Source organism: Acinetobacter sp. Root1280, from assembly GCF_001425285.1.
GTDB classification, from domain to species: domain Bacteria; phylum Pseudomonadota; class Gammaproteobacteria; order Pseudomonadales; family Moraxellaceae; genus Acinetobacter; species Acinetobacter guillouiae.
This window is the reverse complement of sequence record NZ_LMED01000005.1, coordinates 17,900-38,386: the sequence shown is the minus strand read 5'-3', so window position 1 is coordinate 38,386 and position 20,487 is coordinate 17,900. Positions and strand designations below refer to the sequence as shown.

At 38.5% G+C, this 20,487-nt stretch carries 16 protein-coding genes; 10 read left to right on the top strand and 6 right to left on the bottom strand.

Features of this window, described 5'->3' with window-relative positions; genetic code table 11:
* The first annotated feature begins 24 nt into the window (after positions 1 to 24).
* From ASC84_RS06255 to ASC84_RS06245, 3 genes are all read left to right on the top strand, one after another.
* Positions 25 to 1,476 (top strand): SulP family inorganic anion transporter, encoded by a 1,452-nt coding sequence (locus tag ASC84_RS06255; protein ID WP_056512840.1) that lies wholly within the window; start codon positions 25 to 27, stop codon positions 1,474 to 1,476.
* Positions 1,477 to 2,248: 772 nt separating this feature from the next.
* Positions 2,249 to 2,941, top strand: a complete 693-nt coding sequence (locus ASC84_RS06250; RefSeq protein WP_056512681.1) for a response regulator transcription factor — start codon at positions 2,249 to 2,251, stop codon at positions 2,939 to 2,941.
* On the top strand, positions 2,887 to 4,827 hold the full coding sequence (locus ASC84_RS06245) for an ATP-binding protein (RefSeq protein WP_056512678.1): 1,941 nt from the start codon (positions 2,887 to 2,889) through the stop codon (positions 4,825 to 4,827). The genes ASC84_RS06250 and ASC84_RS06245 overlap by 55 nt, the downstream gene beginning before the upstream one ends.
* A 185-nt stretch (positions 4,828 to 5,012) precedes the next feature.
* On the opposite strand, the gene ASC84_RS06240 is transcribed toward ASC84_RS06245, so the two are convergent.
* The 4 genes from ASC84_RS06240 to ASC84_RS06225 form a co-directional block, all read right to left on the bottom strand.
* The gene (locus ASC84_RS06240) at positions 5,013 to 7,478 is read right to left on the bottom strand and encodes an ExeM/NucH family extracellular endonuclease (protein WP_056512675.1); all 2,466 of its coding nucleotides are present in this window, start codon (positions 7,476 to 7,478) and stop codon (positions 5,013 to 5,015) included.
* 215 nt (positions 7,479 to 7,693) lie between these two features.
* Positions 7,694 to 9,340, bottom strand: coding sequence for an AMP-binding protein (locus ASC84_RS06235; protein WP_056512673.1), 1,647 nt, complete (start codon positions 9,338 to 9,340; stop codon positions 7,694 to 7,696).
* Positions 9,341 to 9,614: 274 nt separating this feature from the next.
* The gene (locus tag ASC84_RS06230) at positions 9,615 to 10,748 is read right to left on the bottom strand and encodes an acyl-CoA dehydrogenase family protein (protein ID WP_056512669.1); all 1,134 of its coding nucleotides are present in this window, start codon (positions 10,746 to 10,748) and stop codon (positions 9,615 to 9,617) included.
* 206 nt (positions 10,749 to 10,954) lie between these two features.
* The gene (locus ASC84_RS06225; protein WP_004719394.1) at positions 10,955 to 11,725 is read right to left on the bottom strand and encodes a 3-hydroxyacyl-CoA dehydrogenase; all 771 of its coding nucleotides are present in this window, start codon (positions 11,723 to 11,725) and stop codon (positions 10,955 to 10,957) included.
* Between the two features lie 191 nt (positions 11,726 to 11,916).
* On the opposite strand from ASC84_RS06225, the gene ASC84_RS06220 reads away from it, so the two are divergent.
* The 5 genes from ASC84_RS06220 (at position 11,917) to ASC84_RS06200 (ending at position 16,637) form a co-directional block, all read left to right on the top strand.
* Entirely contained in the window at positions 11,917 to 12,951 is a 1,035-nt protein-coding gene (locus ASC84_RS06220; RefSeq protein ID WP_056512666.1) for an AraC family transcriptional regulator, read from the top strand.
* Positions 12,952 to 13,172: 221 nt separating this feature from the next.
* A complete protein-coding gene (locus tag ASC84_RS06215; RefSeq protein ID WP_004719389.1) occupies positions 13,173 to 13,520 on the top strand; it encodes a hypothetical protein in 348 nt (115 codons plus the stop codon).
* 276 nt (positions 13,521 to 13,796) lie between these two features.
* Complete coding sequence (locus ASC84_RS06210) at positions 13,797 to 14,780, top strand: aliphatic sulfonate ABC transporter substrate-binding protein (protein ID WP_056512663.1); 984 nt, start codon at positions 13,797 to 13,799, stop codon at positions 14,778 to 14,780.
* Positions 14,780 to 15,613 (top strand): ABC transporter permease, encoded by an 834-nt coding sequence (locus ASC84_RS06205; protein WP_056512660.1) that lies wholly within the window; start codon positions 14,780 to 14,782, stop codon positions 15,611 to 15,613. Before ASC84_RS06210 ends, ASC84_RS06205 begins: the two co-directional genes overlap by 1 nt.
* 112 nt (positions 15,614 to 15,725) lie before the next feature.
* The gene (locus ASC84_RS06200; protein WP_056512656.1) at positions 15,726 to 16,637 is read left to right on the top strand and encodes a bestrophin family protein; all 912 of its coding nucleotides are present in this window, start codon (positions 15,726 to 15,728) and stop codon (positions 16,635 to 16,637) included.
* Positions 16,638 to 16,792: 155 nt separating this feature from the next.
* Here the strand turns inward: ASC84_RS06200 and prmC are convergent, their stop codons facing one another.
* Positions 16,793 to 17,611 (bottom strand): peptide chain release factor N(5)-glutamine methyltransferase, encoded by an 819-nt coding sequence (gene prmC / locus ASC84_RS06195; RefSeq protein WP_056512654.1) that lies wholly within the window; start codon positions 17,609 to 17,611, stop codon positions 16,793 to 16,795.
* A complete protein-coding gene (prfA, locus tag ASC84_RS06190; protein WP_004719378.1) occupies positions 17,611 to 18,699 on the bottom strand; it encodes a peptide chain release factor 1 in 1,089 nt (362 codons plus the stop codon). Before prfA ends, prmC begins: the two co-directional genes overlap by 1 nt.
* 390 nt (positions 18,700 to 19,089) lie before the next feature.
* Between prfA and ASC84_RS06185 the strand changes: the two genes are divergently transcribed.
* Together ASC84_RS06185 and ASC84_RS06180 are read left to right on the top strand one after the other, a co-directional pair.
* A complete protein-coding gene (locus ASC84_RS06185) occupies positions 19,090 to 19,521 on the top strand; it encodes a hypothetical protein (protein ID WP_004822418.1) in 432 nt (143 codons plus the stop codon).
* A gap of 303 nt (positions 19,522 to 19,824) precedes the next feature.
* The gene (locus ASC84_RS06180) at positions 19,825 to 20,364 is read left to right on the top strand and encodes a glycine zipper domain-containing protein (RefSeq protein WP_056512651.1); all 540 of its coding nucleotides are present in this window, start codon (positions 19,825 to 19,827) and stop codon (positions 20,362 to 20,364) included.
* The last annotated feature ends 123 nt before the right edge of the window (positions 20,365 to 20,487 follow it).

The following is a 20,487-nucleotide window of genomic DNA, read 5'->3' as shown; positions in this document are numbered from 1 at the left end:
TTAAAGAATGATGAAAGGTTTGTAGTGATTAGTCTAAAAAAAGCGGAATGGTTTTCCAATATTCGTACAGATGTACTTGCTGGAATGGTCGTAGGCTTGGCACTTATTCCTGAATCAATCGCTTTTTCTGCAATTGCAGGCGTAGATCCACAAGTCGGCCTGTATGCATCATTTTGTATTGCAGTGAGCATTGCTTTCTTCGGTGGACGTACCGCAATGATTTCCGCAGCCACAGGCGCAATGGCGTTGCTGATGGTTACTCTCGTCAAAGATCATGGTTTACAGTATTTATTTGCCACCACAATTTTGACTGGAATTCTTCAGATTGTTGCTGGCTATTTTAAAGTTGCAAAACTGATGCGCTTTGTTTCACAGTCTGTCGTCTATGGTTTTGTCAATGCATTGGCTATTCTCATCTTTGTGGCACAGATTCCTGAATTACAACGTATGGATCTGACGGCTTATCTATTTGTCGCCTTTGGCTTAGGGGTGGTTTATCTTTTCCCCTATATTCCCAAAATTGGTCAACTCATTCCCTCACCTTTGGTGTGCATTATTGTATTGAGTTTAGGTGCCTTATTTTTGGGTGCGGATATGCGTACTGTTAGTGATTTAGGAAAATTTCCAGACACTTTACCACTGTTTTTAATTCCAGACATTCCACTTAACTTGGATACCTTAAAAATTATTTTTCCTTATGCCATCACCTTGGCCACCGTAGGTTTACTCGAAACCATGATGACAACCACGATTGTTAATGAAGTGACGCAAACAGAAGGCGATCGTCACAAAGAATGTCGTGGACAAGGCATCGCCAATATGGTCAGTGGGTTTATGGGGGGTATGGCAGGTTGTGCCATGATTGGGCAATCGATTATCAATGTGTCTTCTGGTGCACGAACTCGCTTATCGACCTTAGTTGCTGGTGTTTTTTTACTGTGTTTAGTGGTCTTTTTAAAAGAATGGCTGTCTTATATTCCAATGGCTGCACTTGTGGCAATTATGATTATGGTGGCTTTTACTACATTCAACTGGGACTCAGTCAAAAACTTTTCAAAACATCCCAAACAAAGCAATAGCGTGATGCTTGCGGTGGTGGTCATTGTACTGATGACGCATAACTTAGCTTTAGGCGTGTTGATTGGTGTACTTTTATCTGCACTTTTCTTGGTCAATAAATTAGAAAATGCAGTACGTGTCCAATCTCATTTTTTGAACAGCACGACCCGAAAATATGAAATTTATGGGCAAATTTTCTTTAGCAGTTCAGAAAAATTCTTTCAGTTTTTTGATTTTAATGAATCTGTTGATCATGTCATTATCGATTTAAACCATGCCCATATTTGGGATATTACCTCTGTCAGTATGCTCAATCAGGTACAAAACAAGTTTCTGCAAAATAACATTCAGGTTGAAATTATAGGGATGAATGAAGCAAGTCGTAGCTTAGTTGATCAATATAGTGCGGTAAAATAAACAGCATTATTTTTCTTAAGGCAGTGATGATCAGCGTTTAATACAGGTAAAGAGCAATAGCTAAAATGGTAATCGCAATACATTGTATCACTGCCAAATTTCTAAGGAATTTAATCATCGTAAGCTACATCCATTATAAAAATAATCCATTATTCAGCGAATATAACCGATATTTTGCTGTTAAATTGTGATTTTTATCTACTAAAATTTGAATATTTACTTAACTTGTCTCAATAACCTTATCTTAAAAAGTTAACTTGGTCTCAATAAATTGACTTTAGGCATTATTTGATACTCAGTAAGTGCGTTAAAACTCGATTGTAATAAACTGAATATTCACTCCTAATCACTTTGGGTCTGTTGACAATTCGTCTATGTTTGCGACTACGAATGTTTTTTAGGCGATACTAGGCGCGAAATACGAAATTTAGTCATTCTAAATGATGAGAAACATCGTTTCACAAGGTAACAACGTAGCGGCAAAAAACACTCTAGTCCCCCGCTGCGCCTTGCGCTGCAAACAAAGCAGTGCTTTGTTCTTGCTCAGGGTTGTGGTTAAAATTATCTCAGCCTACGTTATGAAACTTGAAAATAGTCTCGCTATTCTCTTCGTTTCATGCCTTGCCTGCTCAATTTTAACCTACAACGCAAGCCATTTATGAAATATCAACAGACCCTTATTAAATACTAAAAATACCTATTATCAGGTATAGATTAAGCCATCAATATCTGAAAAACTAAGTCCAATAGACATGGGCGAGTTTTTTACATCATGAACAATGAGTTAAGTTTACCTGTTCCAGTCATCATCGTAGAAGATGAGCCGCTTATACAAAAAAGACTGACTGACATATTAATTAATCTAGGATACTCAATTGCAGATTTACGTTTTGCCCAAAGTTTAGCTCAAGCCAAAGAACAACTCAGTATACACTCAGCCTCTTTTGCATTGGTTGATTTAGGCTTGCCTGATGGAAATGGAATTGAGTTTATTGAAATTTTAAAAAACTATGATCCAACCATCATGATTTTAGTGATCTCAGCATGGAGCACTGAAGATGCGATCCTCAATGCATTAAGTGCAGGTGCAACAGGCTATGTGCTCAAAGAAAGAGATGACTTAGAAGTTTCTCTTTCGATCAAAAGTGTCTTACGCGGTGGAGCGCCGATTGATCCATTTATTGCCCAAAAAATTTTAAAACAACTACATTTTAATGAAAAAAATAATTCAAATAAAACTGCACCCTGTCAGAGAGTCACTGATCAGGACAGTGTATTATCCAAAAGAGAATTGGGAATTTTAGAACTGGTTTCTCAAGGCTTAAGCAATAAGGAAATTGCAGATCAACTCAATTTATCCCGTTATACCGTTGAATCTCATATTAAACATATTTATCGGAAACTTGCGGTATGCAACAGAGCCAAAGCCATCGATACAGCACGCAACTTAGGATTACTCGACTAATTCTAAAATTAATCGGGTTGTTCGGTCTTATGCTAAGTTTGACCCAGCATTTTGCTTTTGCTGGTGCTGCCTTAACAGCTCAGTCCAATACAACAGATGCAGCCTGTCATTTTCAAATCCAAAGCATACAAGTTGCTCAAGCGCTTGCAAATCTTGAACAGGTTCCCCAACAGGGATGGAAAACAGTCACCTTGCCAGATGACTGGGAAACGCGCTGGAAAAACTACACAGGCACTGCTTGGTATAAAATCAAATGGCAATATCAGTGTGACCAGGAAAATCAACCTGTCGCCTTACTGATTGAACGAATCAATATTGCAGGAGCTGTCTATAGCAATAATGAACTGTTATGGAAAGACAAATCCTTAGTAGAGCCATTGTCTAGAAGCTGGAATATGCCAAGGTATTGGGTGCTTCCGGCTACATCTATTCAAAACCAGCAAAATGAAATTTTAGTCCGTGTTGTAGGGGTTGCATCACAACATTCAGGTCTAGGAAAAATTAAATTTGGTCAGGCCGAAGATATCGCCATTCAACAAGATCAGCTGGTTTTTGAACGGCGAACTTTATTTTTTATCAATATTATTATTACATTTGTGGTGGGAACTACAGGTTTTACCATTTGGCTATTTCGACGCCAAGAAAAAGCCTTTGGTTGGTTTGGTTTAACTTCATTTTTATGGGCATTGTTTGCCTATAATATTATTTCGACCATCCCTATTCCTTTTACCGACAGTATCTTAACAGCACGTCTAAATCTGGTATTTTTAGTTGGATATACCTATTGCCTCTGTTTATTTGCTTGGCGTTTTGCCAATCGCCATTATCCGTATTTAGAACGTTTACTTTTATTGACGTCTACAATCGCGATTGCTGCATTACTGTTGACACCGATCAATTATCTAGAACGTAGCTTATCCTCTGTCTTTTTCTATTCTGGCATGGTATTTATTTTTAATTGCTTGTTTTTTCAATGGATTGCTTTTAAACGTAGAAAGATAGACATTCTCCTGCTTGCGTTTATTTTCCTCATCTATTTACTTATTATTGTTCATGATTTTTATAGCATGATCCATCATCTGGATCAGACGCTCTATTGGACGCCATTGGCCGCACCAATTACCAGCTTAGCAATCTCGTTTATCTTAGCTTATCGTATTTCACAGAATGTCGGACGTATTGAAAAATTTAATCAGACACTTGAAGAAACTATTGAAAAAGTCACGTTTGACTTAGAGCAATCTTTAGATAAAAAGTACCAACTCGAAATTGATAATATGCGGTTGCAAGAGCGTCTAAACCTGTCTCATGAATTACATGATGGACTGGGTGGTTCAATTGTTCGCTCGATGATTATACTGGATCACAGTGAGCATATTGAAAAACAGCAAGTGATCTCTATGTTTAAACTGTTAAGAAATGACTTACGCCAAGTGATTGACTCAGGAAGCAGTGCTGGGGCAAAAATACCAGAAAGCCCAGTGATGTGGGTTGCGCCATTGCGTCATCGTTTTATACAAATTTTCGAAGAAATGGAAATTGAATCGACTTGGATTTTTGCAGAAAAATGGAAACATAAACCCCTTGCATTGATTTGTTTAACCTTTTCTCGTGTCGCAGAAGAAGCCTTAACCAATATTGTAAAACATAGTCATGCAACTGATGTCGAAGTTTCGTTGGTTGAAGATGAACGACAACAACTCGTTTTAACCATTCAAGACAATGGCATTGGCTTTGAAGTAGATCAGGTTCAAGCTGGATTGCATGTGGGTTTGCAGAGTATGCAAGTGCGAGTAAAAAGAATTGGAGGTAGTTTTGAAATCCATTCTCAGCAGGGTTTTACCGTGATCCGAGCCATAGTACCGTTGAAAGATAAAACTGAATAATTGAGATGAATGAAATAGTATTTCGACCAATATCATTCGCTTCATTTATGAAGAGATTCAGTCTTAAATCAGTTGGTGAAAATTACTATATTATACAAACGGTTATGTTATACAGATTTAATTTTATGAAAGCATAAAAAAGAGAAACTAGATCACTAGTTTCTCTTTAAAAGGATATCAGCGTATTACGATTTCTTTCTAGAACGCGCTAATACTGAGGTCGCTGTAAGCAACATCAGTCCAAACAAAGACCACAGTCCTGTACTGCCCCCACTGCTCTTATCCCCGCCTGTAGTAGCACTTGATTCATTTAAATCTAGATCAACAATAACCGGATCGTGATCAGAAGAACGGAAAGCATCTGGCGCATAGAAAGAAGCAATTTGTTCCTCAGTCTTATATTCTTCATTGTAGTCTAATGCTGTTGGTTCATCAGCATTGATATGCCATGCAAAAGTACGTTTAACCATTGGGTATAAGTTAGCATCTGCAATTGCATGATCTAAATTACCCGCACCACCATTCCCGGTTGCATCACTGGCCACACCAAACACATAGCTATATGCAGATTTACCTTGCCCTACTTTTTCATCATTTAGCAATATTTTGTAGTTGGCTTTTTCAAATGCCAAGATTGGATCTTCTTTGGCATAACTGTTCATATCCCCGACCAATAAATAATTTGGCTTTTCAGCTTTGGTTGGGTTGGTTGCAATCCACTGAATCAATTTTTGTACTGCATTGACACGAGTCGGATTCCAACAGCCTTGACCATCACCTTGGTTAGCTTCTGGTGAGGTTTTATCCTCAGGACAACTACCTTTAGACTTTAAGTGATTTGGTACAACAGTAAAGGTTTTTCCTCCAGTTACCGCTTGGAAGCTTTGTGCCATTGTGACCCGGTTTTTCTGTGTTAAATCATCATATACCACAGGATTACCAACAGCTTTTACACGTTTGCTATTATAAATAATCGCAACTGCAATCACATCAGTACCCAACTTATCCATATTCGGTGGGATGACATATTTCCAATCTGCACCCAAAGCTTTGGTTAAGTAATTCACAGCACTTTTTTCGCCATAACCATTGTTGGCAATTTCCATTAAGCCATAAACATCTGCATCAATGGTTTTAATCGCACTGACTATTTTGGCATGTTGACGATTAAATTCTGTCTCGGTGTTTGCACCACGATCTGGTTTAACACCAATTAGCGGCGAATTGTCATAATTTAAGACGTTAAATGCGGCAACACGAACCTGTTTACTCTCTTTTGCCAAGACGGCTGAATTCCGCAGATTACTGTCTTTGACAACCTCAGGCAAAGCTTTGTTTTGGATCGGTTGAATACGCCAAGCATTAAAACGGTATTCCAAAATCCCTTCAACATTTTTAAGCTGATAGCCTGTACGTAAAGTGTTTGCCGCATTAAATGTTTGTGGCAACCATGGTGTTCTGTTTTGATTGTTATAACCATCATCCAAGATAATCTTAGACAATAAATTTTGTTTTGCTAAAGCAACCGCTTCATTGGATTTCGCAGGATATAAATTGGTTGGGATATATAAGCGTCCCAAACTTAAAGACAATTGACCATATCGACCATAATCATAATTCTCGCTAACCGTTAAGGTTTGAGGAATTTTCACCAACATACCTTGATAGCGCTTAGGTGCATTGCCTGTAGCATCGGTTAAACTTGAAAATGGTAGTTGAATCGGTGTAGAACTTACCAGACTTGCGGCTTGATTATTACAGGTCTGAATATTGCTGCTCAGTTGATCAATTTGCAATTGATTTTCATAATTGGTTAAACGCCCTTTCAGAATCACTTCTTCACCCACTTTACCGCCAGTAATTGTGCTTGCAGCAGGGAGATAGACAAAGATCGCATTGCTTAAATTTGCTTTCGCTTTACTGTCAGGGGTTTGAATATAGAAACCTGAAAATCCATTTTGATAGCGATAATCCGCTGTGATAACACCTCGAACCACATATTGCTGGTTTTGTGCCGCAGATTGTAAATCTGCAATTGCAGTATCAGCAGTACTACAACTGATTGCAGTGATTGGCGGTGTCGTTGTACCAGTACCTAAATAGCTACTGAATGCATTACGATCTGACCATTTGCTCCACTCACTGTCCAAATCAAAGGCACTATTGGGATCTACAGCGCTGACATCATTTTTATTTTTTATTCTGCTTAGGCTATTTTGATAGCTGGTGATTATTGTTCCCCAGCCACCATTTGCTGGTTTGTCCCCAATCCGTCCAAAACGGTCTACAGGTGTGCCTTTATACACAAGGACCAAGGCATCATCGCCATTAAATGACAAACCAGCAACCTGATTCACTTTAGTGCCAAGTTCTGCCTGTAATTCGGTACGACCTATAATAAATTTTGCCTTACTGGCTAAATTTCCCTCTAAGGTGTAAGTTGCTGTTTTACTCGTTGCCCCATTGGTATATTGTTCAATTTGATAATCTGCAAGATTTACAGTGCTGCCATCTGGATTATAAATTTCTAATCCTTTTCTATTTACTGTGCCATCGATGTACTGGCTAAACATCAATTGTGCATAGCTTGGAAATGAACAGCCCAATAATGCAAGGCTTAAACAAAGTGTATGTGGTTTTAAATTTTGCATAATTTTTAACGTTTGTTGAAATTTAAAGCAGATTAATTTTTATTAATGACAATATCGTGAATTTGAATCATTCTATTTGAGCCATTTATTATTTAGACAAAAATATCACAGGTAAAGTGGACTAAAATTGTTATAAAGACCTTAGAAATACGAGATCTTATGCTGATCATAAAAAAGCACCCTTTCGGGTGCAAAACATGGAACTTTAAAAGATATTAAGCCTGCAATTGCATTTGCTGTAATTTAGCCACTTCTTGTTGCTTCAATAAATTACGTTGAATTTTGCCACTCGATGTTTTGGGTAAGCTTTCAACAAACTCAATTTCACGTGGGTAAGAATGCTTAGATAATCGTGAACGTACATATTCTTGTAATTTAGCATTCAATTGGTGACAACCCGTGAACTGAGGCTTGAGCACAACAAAAGCTTTTACGATCTCTGTTCTTTCTGGATCAGGTTTACCAATAACGGCAGATTCTAAAACTTCAACACACTCCAAAAGTGTACTTTCTACATCAAATGGCCCAACACGATAACCTGAAGTTGTAATGACATCGTCTGCACGACCAATAAAATCAACCCCACCTAATTCATTCAAACGAACCGTATCCCCAGTTAAGTAATAATGACCAACAAAGGATTTACGATTATTTCCACCATAACCTTTAAACCATGTGAGTGGCGATTGAGAGAAGTCAATTGCTAGCGTTCCAATCTCACCTCGTTCAACTTCTTGGTTGTCTTGATTTAACACTGCAAAACGATGACCAGGATTAGCAAAACCTGCTGAGCCGACTTTTATTGCATGTGCTAAAGCATGATGGTTACCAATCACCATACCTAATTCTGTTTGCCCATATTGGTCATAAATATTGACATTCAAGTCATGATTAAACCAATGAATTACTTCAGGTGTTAAAGGTTCACCAGCACTGCTGACTGCACGTAAATGAGCTTTGATCGAAGTACTAAATTTTTCTTTAAAGCCAAAGAACATACGAAATGCTGTAGGTGAACCTGTAAGATTACTGATTTGGTATTTTTGAATAATTTCCAAAGCATGGTCGACACTAAATGCGCGTTCATCCATGATAATACTGTGTCCCAATCCCAATGGGCCAGCAATACCATAATATAGACCATATGCCCAACCTGGATCCGCAAGGTTCCAAAATGAATCTTCTTCACGTAAATCAACAGCGTGACGCATATATTCCTTAAAGGCCAAAATCGCTTTTAATGGCACTGGAACCGATTTTGCCAAACCTGTTGTTCCAGAGGTAAACATCATTAAAAAATCATCAGCAAAACTCAACATGACGGGTGCACATTCAGCTGATTGACCTGCTAGTTCTTGCCAAAAATCTGCAACTTTTGTTGCTGCAAAATCTTGTGGATGAACAGTCAGAATATTTGGAAGTTCAATCCCGTTTAGTTTGGGACGTTGTTCACTGTTGGTGATGATCAGTTGGGTATTGGCTGTTGCTACGCGATGCTCAATCGCTTTTGATTCAAAGGCGGTAAATAAGGGCTGATAAATTGCTCCGATACGCCAAGTTCCCAATATGGTGATCAATAGTTCTGGAGTCCGTGGTAATAAGCCAGCAATACAATCGCCTGTTTTTATGCCTAGCGATTGTAAATAATTGGCTAATTTTCCTGATGCTTGTGCCAGTTGTTCAAAGGTCCATTGTGAAGACTCACCGTTTTTGCCTTCCCAGATCAAAGCCACTTTATTTAAACCGACAAAACGCTCGCAGCACTCGATATAGGCATTGATTGACTGTGGGTTGCCAACCAGTTGCTCATTGATGAGTTTTTCATAATCGAATTCTTGATAGGCTTGTTCCAATGTTTTCATGGCAATATCCTTGTATTTTCAGCACAAATCATCTCGATGTGCGGTTCCATATTTTGCTTTCTAGCTTTTCTAAAAATGTTGAATCATTCAACATGTGTTCCTATGCTTATAGATAACCATGATTAGAAATCACACACAATTTCCAAATACCTCAATTGTATTGCGGTTTTTGAACATCTGCTTTTCCTGTCATGATGGAAGGCTTTAAAATAAAAAAGACCAGTGCGAAGCTGGTCTTGAGATAGAATTTTGATGCGCAAATCTACAATTGAACTTACTGAATCACCGCTCTTGCGATAACTAAACGTTGAATATCGGAAGCGCCTTCATAAATCTGACTGACGCGAACGTCTCGATAGATTCGCTCTACTGGAAAATCAGCAACATAGCCATAACCACCATGAATTTGTATCGCATCTGAACAGACTTTTTCAGCAATTTCAGATGCAAATAACTTCGCCATTGATGCTTCTTTTAGACAAGCTAAACCTGCATCCTTTAAACTTGCGGCATGGTAAATCAACTGCCGTGCTGCTTCGATTTGAGTGGCCATATCGGCTAAGCGAAATGCCACAGCCTGATGTTGTACCAACTCCACTCCAAAAGCTTTACGCTGATTGGCATATTCAACCGCAGCATCCAATGCTGCTCGTGCCATTCCCACACATTGAGCGGCAATACCAATACGACCTGACTCTAAATTCGACAAGGCGATTTTATATCCTTCACCCTCATTTCCTAATATGTTCTCAGCAGGAATCCGACAATTCTCAAAAACAATTGTTGCGGTATCTGAGCAATGTTGTCCCATTTTGTCTTCAATCCGAGAAACGATATAACCTTCTGTATTGGTTGGAACGATAAAACAAGAAATACCTTTCTTTGCTACGGATTTATCCGTAACTGCAAACACAATCGCCACTTGTGCGTGCTGTCCAGAAGTTATGAATTGTTTGGTTCCATTAATCACCCACGAATCGCCATCACGTTCTGCTTTACATAGCAAAGCACCTGCGTCTGAACCCGCCTGTGGTTCCGTTAAACAGAAACAGCCAAGCCATTGACCTGTTGCCAATGGCATTAAGTAGTCTTGTTTTTGTCGGTCTGTCCCATATTTTTGGATAATTCCACAAGGCAAAGAATTTTGTACGCTGACAATGGTTGAAATTGCACCATCTCCTGCAGCAATTTCTTCAATTGCCGTCACCAAGGAGATATAGTCCAAACCTGCGCCACCCCATTGATCAGACACAGTCATGCCTAATGCACCCAGTTCACCCAACTCTTTGAGTTCTTGCTGAGGAAATTTTGCAGTTTTATCACGTTCAGCAGCTGTGGGTTTAAGTTTATTCTGCGAATAATTTCGCATCATTTCCTGAACCATTTTTTGTTCATCATTGAGAATCATTTGAGCATCCCTCTCAGTACTTTTAAATTTTAAATCACTGCAATCATGATCAGCGACCAATCAAAATCTCGTTGTCTGTATAAATTTAGGCTAAAGTCTGCCTAACATGATGGTTTAGATCATGTCAGGCAGTATTCAATTTTTTAAAAGTTTGCTATTGCTTGTGTTAAAGCAAAGTTAGAAATAAGCAGATGGATTAGACCAGGTTACTTTGGCTGCATACGGATTGCGCCGTCTAATCGAATTGTTTCACCATTTAAATAGCTATTTTCACAAATATGACCAACAAGCTGTGCAAACTCTTCAGGCTTCGCAAGGCGTTTAGGAAAAGGCACCATTTCACCCAGCGCATCTTGAACATTTTGTGGTAATGATTTCAACATTGGGGTTTCCATAATCCCAGGTGCAATGGTCATCACACGGATGGCATGTTGCGCAAGTTCTCTCGCCAAAGGTAATGTCATTGCAACGACAGCACCTTTAGATGCAGCATAAGCAGATTGACCAATTTGACCATCAAACGCAGCTACTGAAGCAGTGTTAATAATCACACCACGATCTTCTTCACCTGCTGGTAACGCATAACGAGAAATGACATCTGCGGCAAAACGTAGCATGTTAAATGTTCCTGCGACATTAATATTCAATACTTTTTGAAATGCGTCTAAAGCATGGATGCCATTTTTACCTAGTACTTTGGCGGATGGGCCAATCCCTGCACAATTAATTAAGCCATTTAATTGAGCATAATCCTGCTCCACATTTTTAAAGAATTGTTCAACAGCAACTTCATCGGTCACATCAAGTTGAACAAATTTGGACTTTTCACCTAAGCGCTTCTGCATTTCTTCGCCAAGCTGGTGATTCATATCCACCATGATCACTTTCGCACCTTGACCAATCAAATGTGTGGCTGTCGCGGCACCTAATCCAGATGCACCACCAGTCACAACAAAAACTTTTCCTTCAATTTTCATTTTATTTTCCTAGTTCATTGTTTGAATAGAGCAGTTTAAATGATGAATTAAACCCACTTTCGACTTAAGATGCAGAGTAAACATAGTCAAGCTTGAGTACAATTTCCAAAAGTTGCATCCTGTATGATGTATTTGGACAATTTAAACATCTTTTTGGAAAACTTTAGTCACAAAACACGTATCACAAGATAATGGAATACACTGTGAACAATCAACAATTCAGTGAAAGCAAAGGCACAATTTCAATTGCGCTGGTACATGAAGCGCTGAGCCGTGCCCAAGATAAGGGCTATGATATACAGCAGATTTTGCATGATGCAGAAATACCACTGGAAATATTTCATGCAGCCAAATCACGTATTGCTGTTTCAGCTTATGCAAAACTGTGGACTAAAATCGCAGACCATATGAATGATGAGTTCTTTGGCATGGACTCGCATCAGATGCGACGCGGTTGTTATAAATTATTGTCTAAAATGGTCATGCAATCGGATACGCTACACACAGCAATTGAACAAATTTTGCAATATTTTAATTTTGTCTTGGATGACTTCTCCAGCAAGCTAATTATAGATGAAAATTATGCATACATTGTCATTACAGACAAATTACAAACCAAGCGTATGTTCTGCTATGCCACTTATATTATGTTGATTCACAGTTTGATCTGTTGGTTAGCAGATCAAAGAATTTTACTCAATCAATTACAATTAAAATGCACGCCCCCTGAAGATGACAGCGATTATCGCGTGCGATTCTGTGAAAATATTACTTACCAAACAGATGAAAATTATCTGCAATTCGATGCAAACTACTTAAACATTCAAATCAAACGCGATCAAAAGTCTTGGTATGGTTTTATTAAAAACACCCCTGAAAATCTACTATTAAGATTTAAGAATCCTTTGGCTTTAAGTTCAATCATTCGTAAGCAATTACTTTCTATTGCTCCTGCTGAATGGTTTGAACTCGGTGAACTATCAGCACAGCTCAATATTTCAGAAGCCACCTTACAACGCCGTTTAAAAAATGAAGGCAGCAGTTACCAACAACTCAAAAATGATATACGGCGAGATATGGCGATTGAACTGCTTGGCAAAACCTCACATACCTTACAAGACATCAGTGAGCTGTTGAACTTTCAGGATGCCAGTGCATTTCATCGCGCATTTAAAAAGTGGACTGGGGTAAGTCCAGGTGCTTATAGAGAACCCAAACAACCTTGATAACATCGTTAAACAAAATCTCAGTCTTTAGGGAAATTTATTTAAAATCAAAATTATAATAAAAAACATATCAATATAAATGCAAGCTCGATATTTACAGCTTATCTGAATAAGGTTGCAAATTAATCAATAATGGTATATTTATTACCCAATTTAAAGCAGGTTTTCTGCTTATTTCCTGTGGTACCCTCCTCCCCTTTAATCACTTTTAGGTCACTAACATGATTAAGATGATTGATGTACTAGAGCAAAATCTAGTTCAAAACTTTATCCATTCCCTTTCGGCTCAAACTGAACATTTAGATGAGCTTATCGAAGGTATTTTAAAAGCTTCAGATCATGACTTTGAACATGCCATGAATGATTTTTTCAAAACCAATGATGCTGCAGAAGTCGCACAAGCGCTTGATATTCACCAAGAGCGATTAGATGCAATTCAATCAGGCTTAGCAATGAAAAAAGAAAACATTGCTGATACTGCAAAAATTGTTGCGCTTTGTCTGGCACTTGAAACCAATGCATTAGACCAAGTTGAAATTGCAGACAGTCTGGAAGATTATCCAGTTTAATTTGCCCAATCCAAAAATGCCTCTGTATAGAGGCATTTTTTATGTCTAATGACTAAAATTTAATTAGAATATTTTTTTATAACTCATTTCAATAATCATCTATTCAACAAGCAAATATGCATACTTTAAAAACATAAATTTATTCATATAGTTAAACTAATATTTTTTACATTTCATATTTTAAGAAGTGAATATCTGTTTTTCTTTTTTGTACTTTCACCCTAAAAAATATACATATCTAGCTCTGTGTTTCTCTTTGAATTTTATGGGGTATGTATGAAAGTTTTTAGCAAAAAAAAGACGCGCTTAGTTTCCACCTTAGCCTTAAGCTTAACCGCAATGTCTTCTTTTGCAGCCATCCCAACAACATTGAAATTAGACTATGCCTATTACGCCCCAACAAGTTTAGTGGTTAAAGAACAAAAGCTGTTAGAAAAAGCATTACCCAAAACAGAGGTCAAATGGGTGTTTAGCCAAGGCAGTAACCGTTCACTTGAATATTTAAACAGTGGCAGTATCGATTTCGCCTCTACCGCAGGTTTAGCAGCAGTATTAAGTCGTGCCAATGGCAGTCCGATTAAAACGGTTTATATCCAAAGCCAGCCAGAATGGACTGCATTAGTCGTTGCAAAAAACTCAGCAATCAAATCCTTAAAAGATCTCAAAGGGAAAAAAATTGCTGCAACCAAAGGGACAGACCCATTCTTATTTACACTTCAAGCACTTGAAACCGTTGGCTTAAATAAACGCGATGTGCAATTGGTACATCTACAACATCCAGATGGAAAAACAGCTTTAGAACGTGGTCAGGTAGATGCTTGGGCTGGGCTTGACCCACTGATGGCATCTGCACAATTGCAATCAGGTGCAAAACTGCTCTATCGCAATATCGCTTTTAATAGTTACAGTGTGTTAAGTGTAAAAGATCAATTTAGCACCCAAAGCCCAGAAGCAGTTGAGGCTGTAATTAAAGCTTATGAACAAGCACGTAGATGGGCAAAAGCCAATCCAGATAAACTTGCAGAATTATTAGCACGTGAAGCAAAATTGCCACTTGAAGTGGCGAAGTTGCAATTGAGTCGAACCAATCTAGATCAAAACATTCCAACCGCGAAACAGCTTAATGCGCTAAAGAAAGCAGGCACTATTTTGACTGAAGAGGAACTGGTTCGAAAAGGCACCAATGTAAATCAAGTTGTGGATCAACTATTTGACAGCAAATATGCGCAAAAGGTCATTGGCAAGGTTGCTGAGAAGTAATGACAAAGTCTACACATGCTCAATCGACGCAAAGCGAATCAAATGTACGTATAACGCAGGAGGGTTTAAACAAACCTGCCTTTAAGGCCAATGTTTTAAAATGGATAAAAGGAATTACGATTCCGTTGTTGCTCATTTTATTATGTGAGTATTTAGTTCGTTTTGGATGGATTGAGTCTTATCTGCTCCCTGCCCCAAGTAGCTTAGTTGACTCATTCAAGGAGCTTGCCGCAGGTGATTTATTTACCCATATCTATACCAGTACTTGGCGTGTATTTTTAGGATTTTTTATTGGTAGCCTATTGGGACTCATTTTTGCAATTGCAGTGGGTTTAAACAAACACATTGAAGATTTTTTAGAACCCACATTTTCAGCGATCAAGTCTATTCCAAGCCTTGCTTGGATTCCGTTATTGCTTTTGTGGTTAGGCATTGATGAAGCCTCAAAAATTACCTTAATCGCGATTGGTGCATTCTTTCCCACCTATACCAATAGCGTATCTGCCATACATGGTGTTGATTCAAAGTTGTTAGAAGTGGCAAAAGTATACCGTCTGACCTATCTACAAAGTATCTTCCAAATTGTTCTGCCTGCTGCATCTCCTGGAATTCTCGTTGGACTAAGAAACAGTTTAAGCCTAGCGTGGATGTTTATGATTGCAGCAGAACTGATTGCAGCAACACAAGGTATCGGTTATCTACTCAGTGATGGTCGAGAAACCTCACGGCCCGATATTGTGATTATTGCGATTATCTTGCTGGCTGTCCTTGGTAAACTCACTGACAATCTGATGAAATTGATTGAAAACTGGTTTTTACGTTGGAGAACATAAACCGCTCAAAATACGGCTTTTGATCAGCCGTATTTTTTAAATTGCTTATTTGCAACTTGCATTTCTGCTTTTCTCTATGAAACACTGTCACAGTAATAGTAAGGTAGACAGTATGATCATTCGTGATAAAAGTAACAGCTTCGCACTTCTCTTTGCTTGGCACGGCACCATTCTTCCCAAAGTCTTACCCGCATTAACTTTTGTTGTGCTGATCTCGACAGTTCTGGTTTACCTATCATCACATCACTATTTTACAATTCCTGCTGTACCTGCAATTGGGTTTACCGTGTTCGGGATTATCCTTTCTATTTTCTTAAGCTTTAGAAATACTGCATGTTATGATCGTTGGTGGGAGGGTCGTAAACTCTGGGGTGCTTTGATTGCAACCTCACGCCATCTTTCTCGTGACACGCATGTTTTGCAAGAAAACCAGCGTAAAGTTTTAATGTATCGTGTGATGCTATTTACCCGTTTATTAAGAAATCGTTTACGTAATCAAAATCAGTCCATTGAATTTTATAAAAATAAAGTTGATTTAGATGAATTAAGCTTTAGCCAACTGGCAAACCACCTGAATGCTACACAATTTGTTTTAGAAGAAATCCAAAAATCTTTAGTGCAATCACTTAAATCAGGTGAAATTTCTGACATTATCTATCAAGGTTTAAATCATCATATTGTTGCAATGGGTAATATTCAGGCTGGCTGTGATCGCATTCTAACCACCCCATTGCCTTATTCTTATTCAGTCTTATTACATCGCACAGTATATTGCTTTTGTTTGATTTTGCCGTTTAGTTTAGAAGCAAGTTTAGGGATTTGGACACCCGTCATCGTCAGTTTAATTGCTTATTTATTTTTGGGACTAGATGCTTTGAGTGCTCAGCTTGAAGAACCATTTGGCCTACAAGAAAATGATTTACCTTTAGATTCAATTACTCGTTTAATTGAAAGAGAAATGCACAGCTCTCTGGGTGAAAAACTCTTAGAGCCGATTCAATTGGTGAAAAGTAATTTGACTTAGCTGGTTTTTCTAAAGGCTATATTTCAACCCAATCTTTAAAATTTTGAATAGGTCAAATTCTTTTAATACTATTTATTCGCCAATAAAAAAGACTTTGTTGGATAAGCGCAACCACCGCCATCGAACAAAGTCTTTTTAGATATAGCAATGCAAAACTAATTTGGCCACTGACCTAACGTGACACGATCATTACCGCCATAGTCTTTAACAGTTCTGACCTGTTTAAAACCAGCACCTTTAAAAATGTTTTGTACCGCTTCAGCTTGATCATAACCATGCTCAAGTACGATCCAACCTTGAGTCGCCAACCATTTTTTACCTTGCTGAACAATATGTTCAATATCCGCCAAACCATGCTGCTCAGCAACCAAAGCTCGTTCAGGCTCAGAAGCAAGATGCGGCATATGCTCATCATCAGCATCAATATAAGGTGGATTAGAAACTATCACATCAAAAAATTGACGATTCAAAGCTTTAAACCAACTTCCTAGAAAAAACTTGACCTGCCCCAAGTCATGCTTTTCAGCATTATGTAAAGCAACTTCTAAAGTCGGTTCATAAATATCTGTGGCAATAATAGACCAATTTGGACGCTCACTTGCCAGCGATAATGCGATCGCACCTGTACCCGTACCTAAATCAACCATACGAGTATCTTCAGGCAAATCAAGATTTAAAACCGTTTCAACCAATACCTCAGTATCTGGACGAGGGACTAAAGTGTCTCTGGTAACGGTTAAATCCAAAGTCCAAAATGGTTGTGAGCCAGTTACATAAGCCAAGGGTTCACCCGCAGCAATCCGCGCTAGACCCTCAACATATTGCTGTTCTTGCTCAGCAGTTAATTCTTGCGTAGATTTAAGTGACAAATCAAAAGCATCAATTTTTAAAATATGCTCAAGTAACCAAGCATTTTCTTGACGCTCATAACTTTCAGCTTCTCCACGTAAGGCCAAAGCCTGTGCAATATTCATTAACCACCATTTTGTTGTGCAAGCATCGCCAACTGATCTGCTTGATATTCGCGATGTAAGCTGTCAAGTAGCTCAGTCAAATCACCTTCCATTACTGCATCTAACTTATATAAAGTTAAATTAATACGGTGATCTGTCATACGACCTTGTGGATAGTTATATGTGCGGATACGTTCCGAACGATCCCCTGAACCTACCAAATCACGGCGCATTTCAGATGTTGCTGCATCGGCTGCAGCACGTTTCGCATTCTCTAAACGTGAAGCCAGTAACGCCATCGCTTTTGCTTTGTTTTTATGCTGTGAACGTTCATCCTGACATTCCACAACAGTACCTGTTGGAAGATGGGTAATACGTACAGCAGAATCAGTTTTGTTAATGTGCTGACCACCCGCACCAGAAGCACGATAAGTATCGATACGTAGATCCGCAGCATTAATCTCTACTGTGGTGTCTACATCAACTTCTGGAAGAATTGCCACAGTACATGCCGAAGTATGTACACGACCTTGTGACTCAGTGGCTGGAACACGTTGTACACGATGCGCCCCACTTTCAAACTTCAAGCGACCGTAAACACCTTCACCATTCACTAGACAGATAATCTCTTTATATCCGCCATGCTCGCCTTCATTTTCAGATAAGATTTCAATACGCCAGTTTTGAGTTTCAGCATATTTACTATACATACGGAATAAGTCACCTGAGAAAATCGCTGCTTCATCACCACCAGTACCAGCTCGGATTTCCAAATATGCCGAGTTGGCATCATTTGGGTCTTTAGGAATCATGAGAATATTTAACTCAGCTTCAAGTTGTTCAATTAAAGCTTTGTTCTCTTTGATTTCCTCAACAGCCATATCCTTAAAATCTGGATCAGTTAACATTGCTTCTGCTGTTTCAATATCTTCTTCAGCTTGCTTGTACTTTTTCCAAACATCGGTAATTTCTGATAAATCATTATGCTCACGGGACAAATTACGAAAACGCTTATTGTCTGAAATGACTTCGACATCTGCCAATAATGCTTCTAACTCTTCATGTCGATCACAAAGTTGGTCTAATCGTAAACGTAACGATTCTTTCATTTTAAATACATTCTCAAGCTAAGCCTTACCAAAAAACATCGAGCTTTATAACAGCCCATTTAAAATTGGTAAGAAAATTCTAAAATTGTGCCTAGTTTACCGATTCTGCCATTTAAATGACACATTTATATAAGCACCATCAAGATAAGCTGTAGAATTTATAACAAGATGATCCGCATGATTTTTGATTAGATGCTTTTATTCTCCATTATTCATGCTAATTGTTGACTAATATGGGTGTTTTAAAATCACTTTTAATAGAAAACATACATTCAGATACCAAACGCTATCAATTTTCAGATCCCTCTCCACATTTTTTGGAAAAATTTTTGTTACATTTGCCACATCGAATAGAGATAGAACTGTCCAGATAAGGACATGGAGCAACACATGAAATTTAATACGATCATATTTAGTACTGTATTGGCAGTAACTTCAATATTTACAGTAAGTGCTCATGCTGATAACTCAACACGTATCGCAGCAACCTCTGCTTTAGGTAGTGTCGTTGGTACTGCTGTAGGTAAACAAATTGGTGGTAACACTGGCGCAATGATTGGTTCAGCAGTGGGCGGTGCAGGTGGTGCTGCTGCATCAACCAATAGAAAAGACCGTACTGCGGCTGCAATTGGTGGTGGTTTAGGTGGTGTTGGTGGCTATACCGTAGGTAAAAATATGGGTGGTACCACAGGTGGTTATATTGGTGCTGCTGCTGGTGCAGCGGGTGGTTCAGTTCTTGGTAAAAAAGTTTCTCAAGACCGCCATGCAGATCAACGTAAGTACAATAAAAAGTACTACAAAAAACACCGTCGTCATCACTAATTGATCCTTGAACGATATCAAGCACCTTCGGGTGCTTTTTTGTATCGTTTCATCTTAGATAAACTGTCTATCCTGTAGAACTACAAGTAATGATTTATAGGTTAATATTGATTGTACTAAATAAGGTTTTACTTAAAATTAAGTTTAACATTCACGTAATATGAATAAATTAAAGAGCAAGAAATACAATCCACACACAAAACACAGAAATTGCTTACATTCAAATCCATAATTATTGCTAAATGTTTCGTTATTCTAGCCTCAAGTTAAAGAATTCGAAGAAGCTTCAATCAGGAGTTTAAAATGAAATTACAAGCAATCCTTGGTGCAACTGTAATTGCAGCAACAATGATGACGACTGCACATGCAGGCAACTCAACCAATACAGCATTAACATCTGCACTTGGTGGTGTGGTGGGTGCTGCGATTGGCCAACAAATGGGTGGTTCAACAGGCGCTATGATTGGTTCTGCAATCGGTGGTGGTGTTGGCGCAGGCGCTTCATCAAATAAACGTGACCGTAATGGTGCGATCATCGGTGGTGCTTTAGGTAGTGCTGGTGGTTATACCGTAGGTCGTAATGTGACGGGTACTTCAACTGGTGGCTATATTGGCGCAGGTCTTGGTGCTGCAGGTGGTTCTGCATTAGGTCAAAAAGTCAGTGACGACCGTCGTTATGATGACCGCTATGACAGCCGTTATGGACGTTACAATGATCGTTATGATCGTAGCGGTTATCGTAATGTTGATTATCGCTATAATGACCGTGGCTATCGTAAAGACAATGGCAATCATTATGGTCACTACAAAAACAAAAACCGTTGGAATAACTGGAAAAATTAATTTCATTGCAAAATTAATATCCAATCATTTAAATCAAGCACCTCCGGGTGCTTAATTTTTTTGGATAATAAAATCAACATCAAAACCACCAAATATCGACAATTTTCGATATACATTTGCACA